The organism is Streptomyces sp. RP5T (assembly GCF_003933965.1).
GTDB lineage: Bacteria > Actinomycetota > Actinomycetes > Streptomycetales > Streptomycetaceae > Streptomyces.
Map to the genome: position 1 here is coordinate 1 of NZ_RSAJ01000499.1, position 6,154 is coordinate 6,154.

The following is a 6,154-nucleotide window of genomic DNA, read 5'->3' on the forward strand; positions in this document are numbered from 1 at the left end:
CTCCCGCCCGCCCCCCGAAGTCTCTAGGCTCGTAAGTTCACTCTTAGTCGAAGGACACCCACCATGCGCCGCGCCTTGATCGTCGTCGACGTGCAGAACGACTTCTGCGAGGGAGGCAGTCTCGCGGTGGCCGGCGGTGCCGACGTGGCCGCCGCCGTCACCGAGCTGATCGGGCAGGCGGCGGGCTCCGGCTACCAGCACGTGGTGGCCACCCGCGACCACCACATCGCCCCCGGCGGCCACTTCGCCGACAACCCCGACTTCGTGCACTCCTGGCCCGCGCACTGCGTCGCCGGGACCGAGGGGGTCGGCTTCCACCCGAACTTCGCGCCGGCCGTCGCCTCCGGGGCGATCGACGCGGTCTTCGACAAGGGGGCCTACGCGGCGGCGTACAGCGGGTTCGAGGGCGCCGACGAGAACGGCGTGCCGCTGGGCGACTGGCTGCGGGCGCGCGAGGTGACGGAGGTGGACGTGGTCGGGATCGCCACGGACCACTGCGTACGGGCCACCGCGCTGGACGCGGCCCGGGAGGGGTTCCGCACCCACGTCCTCCTCGACCTCACCGCCGGGGTCGCCGAGGCGACGACCGAGCGGGCGATCGAGGAGCTGCGGGCGGCGGGCGTGGAGCTCTCCGGGAAGCCGGTGGTCTAGCCGGCAGGGGCCGGTCAGACGGGTGCTGTCGGCCTCCTCAGCAGTGACCTGATCGGCTGCCACAGCTCCTGGATGAGCTCGGGCCCGCCCACGACAGCGTTGTCAGGGGCGGTGCGCCATATCAGCCCGTCCGGATGGTGGAGTACGGCCGTGATCTCGTCGGGGGTCGGGGGCGCGCCGTTGCCGCGCAGGTACACCGCCCGCAGACCGAGGTTGCGCAGCCTGGTCAGGGCGCGCGCCCGGTTCTGGGCGTGGACGAGCACCCGCACGCTGCCGTAGCCGTCGGCGGGCGGGCGGGGCAGATTCAGCGCCACCACCACCCTGCCGTTCGGCAGCTTGCAGAAACCTCCTGCGGCCATGCGGTCACATCCCCGTGTGCGTCGGTGTCAATAAGGAAGCCACAGGACGCACCTAAACACGATCGGCGGCAACCCGCCAGGGGTTGCCGCCGATACGCTTCTGACCTGCTGTTTTACTTCTTCTTGGCCGAAGGTCCGACCTGGAGCGAGATCGTCGAGCCGTCCAGCGGCTCCTTGACGATCTTGATCCGGGTGTTGGTGTCAGTGACGTTGACACCCGCGAGCGGGTTCGACGCGTCGTAGTAGCTGGACACGCCGTCGTCGAAGACCGGGACGCCCGGCTTGGACTTGATCTTCGTCGCGACGTCGGCGTTGTGCAGCGTGATCGCGTCCGTCGGGTACCAGCTGAAGGTGGAGTCGTAGGCCTGGATGCGGTTGCGCATCAGCGTGCCGTCGGACCACTTGAGCGCGGTCGGGTGCGAGTCGACCGGGAGGATGAGGCCCTCGCCCGGGTGCTGGCTGGTGTTGTCGTCGGCCTGGGAGGTGTCCCACTTCCAGATCAACAGGCCGTTCTGGTAGGCGTAGTGCTCCACCCAGTCCGGACGGGTCTTGGAGAAGCCGTAGTTGTACGGGCCGACCTTCAACACCTTGTCGTACGACACGTACTGGCGGTTCTCGGCGAGGTAGTACTGCGCGTAGTCGTCCGTGATGGAGGCGCCGATGCGCGAGAAGCCGTTCGCGGTCCAGGCCGCGTCCGCCGTCTCGGCGTTGTCGGAGAACAGGGTCGCGCCGTCGGCGGTCACCGTGATCTCGTCGGCCGCGAAGCCCTTCTGGGCGACCCCGCCGTCGGTCTGGTAGCGGAAGCGCAGCTGGATCTTCTGGCCCGCGTAGGCGGTCAGCGGGAAGGTCAGCTTCTGGTACGCCTCGACCGTGCCGGTGAGGGCCGGCTTGCCGCTGCCGTCACGCGGGATCGCGGTGCCGTCGGCCAGAGTGCCGTCGATCGGCGTCCAGTTGGCGCCGGCGTCGGTGGAGACCTCGGCGTAGACGTAGTCGTAGTCCGTCTCGGTGTCCCACCAGGCGTCGAGGGTGAGCGCCGCCGCGGACCTGCCGGTCAGGTCGACGGAACGGGTCAGGGTGTTGCGCAGGTCGTTGCCGCTGCCGCTCCACCACTGGGTCGCGCCCTGGGCCGGGGTGACCACCGGGGTGGTGACCGTCTTCCGCGGCAGCTGGACCACGAGCGCCTGCGGGTTCTTGGTGTTGTACTCCGCGACGCCCAGCTTGTGGCTGGAGCGCTTGCCGGCCGTGGCCACGTCGTAGTCGAGCCAGCCCAGTTGGAGCTTGTCCCAGGCGTTCATGTCGCCGGGCAGGTCCCCGATGGAGTCCTTGCCGGTGCCGAGCCAGGAGCCGGAGGACATCAGCGTCCAGAAGCCGGTGGAGTTCTCGCCGCCGCCGGAGGTGTCGTACTCGTCGGGCAGGCCGAGGTCGTGGCCGTACTCGTGGGCGAAGACGCCCAGGCCGCCGTTCTCCGGCTGGATGGTGTAGTCGCCGACCCAGATGCCGGTGTCGCCGATCTGGGTGCCGCCGAGCTTGTTGGTGTCCGGGCCGGTGGAGCCGGCGTCGGTGCCGAAGGCGTACCAGCGGTGCGCCCAGATCGCGTCCTCGCCCTGGGCGCCGCCGCCCGCGGACTCGTCCTCGCCGGCGTGCACGATCTGGAAGTGGTCGATGTAGCCGTCGGGCTCGTTGAAGTTGCCGTCGCCGTCGAAGTCGTAGCGGTCCCACTGGTCGAACTCGGCCAGTTCCGCCCTGATCTCGGCGGCCGTGTCACCGGCGGCCTCGCGCTGGGCGACCCAGGCGTTGACGCCGTCCTGGACCGCGTACCAGGCGCCCGTGGAGGCCTTGTTGGAGCCGTAACGGGCCTCGTTGTAGGGGACCTTGACCCAGTCGGTGACCTCACCGTCGACCGAGTAGCGGCCCGAGGACTGCTTCTCGTAGTACTTCTTCAGCGACTCGGTCTTCTTGCCGGTGCCGAAGTACAGGTCCTGGAAGTGCGCCTGGTCGTAGTCCGCCTGCCAGGCCGTGCTGTTGTTCGTCTTGCGGTCCGGCGCGGCGATCTGGTTGTGCAGCGGGCCGGCCGTGCCGCCGTAGCGGGGGTCGACCTGGTCGCCGAACTCGACCAGGATGGTGAAGATCTTGTCGGTCTTCTCCCGGCCGAGCTCCACGTACTTGCTGTCACCCTTGCGGCTCTTGAGCTCGACCACCTGGGAGCCGCCGCGGTCCTTCACCGTCGCGGCCCCGGATATGACCTGGTCGAGCGCCTCCTTTCGCTGCGCCTGCCGGGTCTTGGTCAGCGGGCCGTCGAAGTCGTGCTCCCTGGCCTTCACCGGCTGCGGGTCCTGCCGGTCGACCGCGGAGGTCCCGGCGGAGTTGTCCGCGGCCTGCGCCACGGCGAACGTGGAGAACGTGGCCGAGGCCGCGGCTATCGCCACGACCGTCGCTGCCGTCCTGAACGTCCAGGATCTTTCAGTCACTTGTACCTCTCCCCTATCAGGCAAGTGACCGGTATTTGACTAAAGGTTGGGGAGAAAAGACAGACCTTGACTTGGACCCGACAAGTGCATTATTGGGAGCCGGTGTTCGTATTGCGGACACGTGGCGGCAACACGACGGGCGCGCGCAGCGGTCCACTTGATGGACGTCATGACTCCGTGCGCCCCCTGTGCTCCGGCACTGTTGGTTAGGTCACGCTTACTGTTCGTTCCACTCGGGCACACAGGCGATTAGAGTCGATTGGCGGAACGCCCGGATGTCGGCGGAATGCCAGGCCGACGCCCCCCGTGGACCCCCAATTCCGAGGACACGATTGCCATGCCTCGTCCGACCGCCGCACAGCTCGCCTACGGTTCGATCACCGTCATCTTCTCGACGCTCGCCATGCTGCTGCTGTCACAGACGAGTTCGGCCGTGGGGACCGCGGTCGTCGCGGTCTCGGCGCTCGCCCTCGGGCTGCTGGTCGCCATGACGGTGCCCCAGCCCAAGTCCCGCGTCGTGGCGGTGAGCAGGCCCGCCGAACGCCAGCCGGAGAAGCCCGTCCCGGCGACGGCCCACAGCTCCAAGACCGCGGCCTGAACACTGCGTTGACGCGCCCGGGCGAGCCCGGCGGACACGCCCTCTCCCGGGACCGACGCGCTGGTCTACGGGGACGCCGACTCCAATACGGCCCGCTGAACACTGCGTCGACACGACCGGCGAGGCCGACGGGCACGTCTTCCCGGAGGGCGACGCACACGTGCACGGCCACGTGCCGACCCGTCGTCGCCACGAACGGCCCCGGGCACTCACCCGAGCCGGCCTCCCGCGCCTTCCGCGGCGCGAACCACGGGCAGGACACCCACCCGAGACAGCCCCCGCGACGCCCAGCCGCCCGCGCACACCCCGGGCCCTCGCTAAGCCCTGCGGAGCGGCCCAGGCGTATCGGCTGCCGAAGGCAGACGGCACCCAGGACCGGCCCGCGCCCACCGGCCACACCAACCCGCGGTCTCCGGGGCGCCCACCTGCCCGGGCCCGACCGCTGGAGCGTCCAGACGCTCACGCGCACACCCGAAGCCACGCCCCCGGCCCCTCACCAAGTCCGGTCGGCCCACGTACAGCAGGCGCGTGCAACCGGAGCGCGCTCCCACCTCGCCTCGCCCACCCACGGGCCGCCGGGGGCTCGTGGGCCGGGGTCCCCTTGCAGTGTCAGTTGGTGCTGACGACCACTGTCTTTGCCGCCTTGTCGTGCAGGCCCTGTTTGTACGGCTTGTCGAAGTAGCTCCAGCCGCCCGAGATGGCGGTCCAGATGCAGGCGCAGCAGAACGCGAAGGGGATCCAGAGCACCGCCGAGCGGATCAGCATGGTCTGCGCGGAGGGCGTGGAGCCGTTGTCGAGGTTCGCCACCCGCATGCCCAGCCACTTCTTGCCGAGTGTCTGGCCGGTCCGGGCCATCAGGACGGTGTCGTAGGCGATGTAGAGCACCGCGGCGAGGAACGACTGGGCAAGCGACTTGCCGTACTGGACGTTGTCGCCGTTCACGTCGTACTCGCTCACCCCGAACCCCCAGGTGATCAGCCAGACGACGATGCCCACCAGGATGAGGTCGATGATGCGGGCCAGCGTCCGCTTGCCGCTGGGCGCGAGCGGCGGCATGCCGGACAGCGGGTCGGCGGGGTAGGAGCCGCCGCCGTACGGATCGCCGCCGGGAGCACCCCCGTAAGGCGGTGGGGTGCTGTACGGCGATCCCGAGCCCTCGTCAGGCGGGGGCTGCTTCCTGAACGGGTCGTCATCCGGCGGCTGTGGGCCGGGACCGGGGGGCGGTTCACTGCTCATGGCCCGAGTCGACCGCGAACCCCCCGGCTCCGCATCCGGCGAGCGGCCGTCCGGAGTACCGAATCCCGTACGCCGTTCGGCGGACCCGCTCAGCCCGCCACGAACGTATGCGCCGCCTTGTCGTGCCAGCACTGGTGCCACGGCCGGTCGAACAGGCACCACGCGACGCCCACCAGCCCGATGCCGAGCAGGCCCGGGACGCTGTAGACGAGCCAGCGGCGCAGGGCCGCGCCGAACGGCGGGGGCTCGTGGGCCTCGATGTCCCGCACCTCCAGGCCGAGCAGCTTCTTGCCGAGGGTACGGCCCCACTTGGCGGTCGGCAGCGCCTCGTACAGGACACCGGCGACGAGGAGCACGGCGACCACGATGCCGAGGTACACCGACGTCGTGCCGTCCAGCAGCCAGACCGTCACGGTCTCGCCGGAGAGCTTGGCCGCGTCGATCTTCTCGTTGACGTGGTCGGCCGCCCTGGTGCCAAGGGGGACTGCCGCCACCGCGGTGACCGCGCCGACGACCAGGGTGTCGAGCAGACGCGCGGCCAGGCGCTTGCCGAGGCCCGCGGGCCTGGCCGCGGCCTGGCGCCGGGCGGCCGCCTGGAAGATGTCCTCGACCGGCGGCTTCCAGGGGACGGGCTGCTCCTCGTCGGGACCGGCGAGCCGGTGCACCTGCTGGGCCCAGGAGGGCTGACCGCCCCCGGGGCCCGGGCTCATGGGGGTCGCGGCGGCCTGGGGGACGCCGGCCTGCTGGGGCACGCCCGGAGCGGCCGTCTGCGGGCCGGGAGCGGCCGCGGGCTGCTGGGACCCGGAGAGGGCGGCGGCAGGGACGGAGGCGGGGCCCTGGGG

At 70.5% G+C, this 6,154-nt stretch carries 6 protein-coding genes; 2 read left to right on the top strand and 4 right to left on the bottom strand.

Annotated features, from left to right (window positions below):
- Nucleotides 1–63: 63 nt before the first annotated feature.
- Nucleotides 64–651 carry an isochorismatase family protein gene (locus EHS43_RS34530; protein ID WP_125194589.1) on the top strand — a complete coding sequence of 196 codons (588 nt, stop codon included), beginning with the start codon at nt 64–66 and terminating at the stop codon, nt 649–651.
- Between the two features lie 14 nt (nt 652–665).
- Here the strand turns inward: EHS43_RS34530 and EHS43_RS34535 are convergent, their stop codons facing one another.
- Both EHS43_RS34535 and EHS43_RS34540 read right to left on the bottom strand, forming a co-directional pair.
- Nucleotides 666–1,010 carry a hypothetical protein gene (locus EHS43_RS34535; protein ID WP_125194590.1) on the bottom strand — a complete coding sequence of 115 codons (345 nt, stop codon included), beginning with the start codon at nt 1,008–1,010 and terminating at the stop codon, nt 666–668.
- A gap of 113 nt (nt 1,011–1,123) precedes the next feature.
- Complete coding sequence (locus tag EHS43_RS34540) at nt 1,124–3,478, bottom strand: immune inhibitor A domain-containing protein (RefSeq protein ID WP_125194591.1); 2,355 nt, start codon at nt 3,476–3,478, stop codon at nt 1,124–1,126.
- A 337-nt stretch (nt 3,479–3,815) separates the two neighbouring features.
- Here EHS43_RS34540 and EHS43_RS34545 point away from each other — a divergent pair, with 337 nt between their 5' ends.
- Nucleotides 3,816–4,076, top strand: coding sequence for a hypothetical protein (locus tag EHS43_RS34545; RefSeq protein WP_185806540.1), 261 nt, complete (start codon nt 3,816–3,818; stop codon nt 4,074–4,076).
- A gap of 609 nt (nt 4,077–4,685) precedes the next feature.
- On the opposite strand, the gene EHS43_RS34550 is transcribed toward EHS43_RS34545, so the two are convergent.
- Together EHS43_RS34550 and EHS43_RS34555 are read right to left on the bottom strand one after the other, a co-directional pair.
- A complete protein-coding gene (locus tag EHS43_RS34550; RefSeq protein ID WP_125194592.1) occupies nt 4,686–5,312 on the bottom strand; it encodes an RDD family protein in 627 nt (208 codons plus the stop codon).
- Nucleotides 5,313–5,401: 89 nt separating this feature from the next.
- A partial coding sequence (locus EHS43_RS34555) for an RDD family protein (RefSeq protein WP_260470835.1) occupies nt 5,402–6,154 on the bottom strand: 753 nt, incomplete at its 5' end.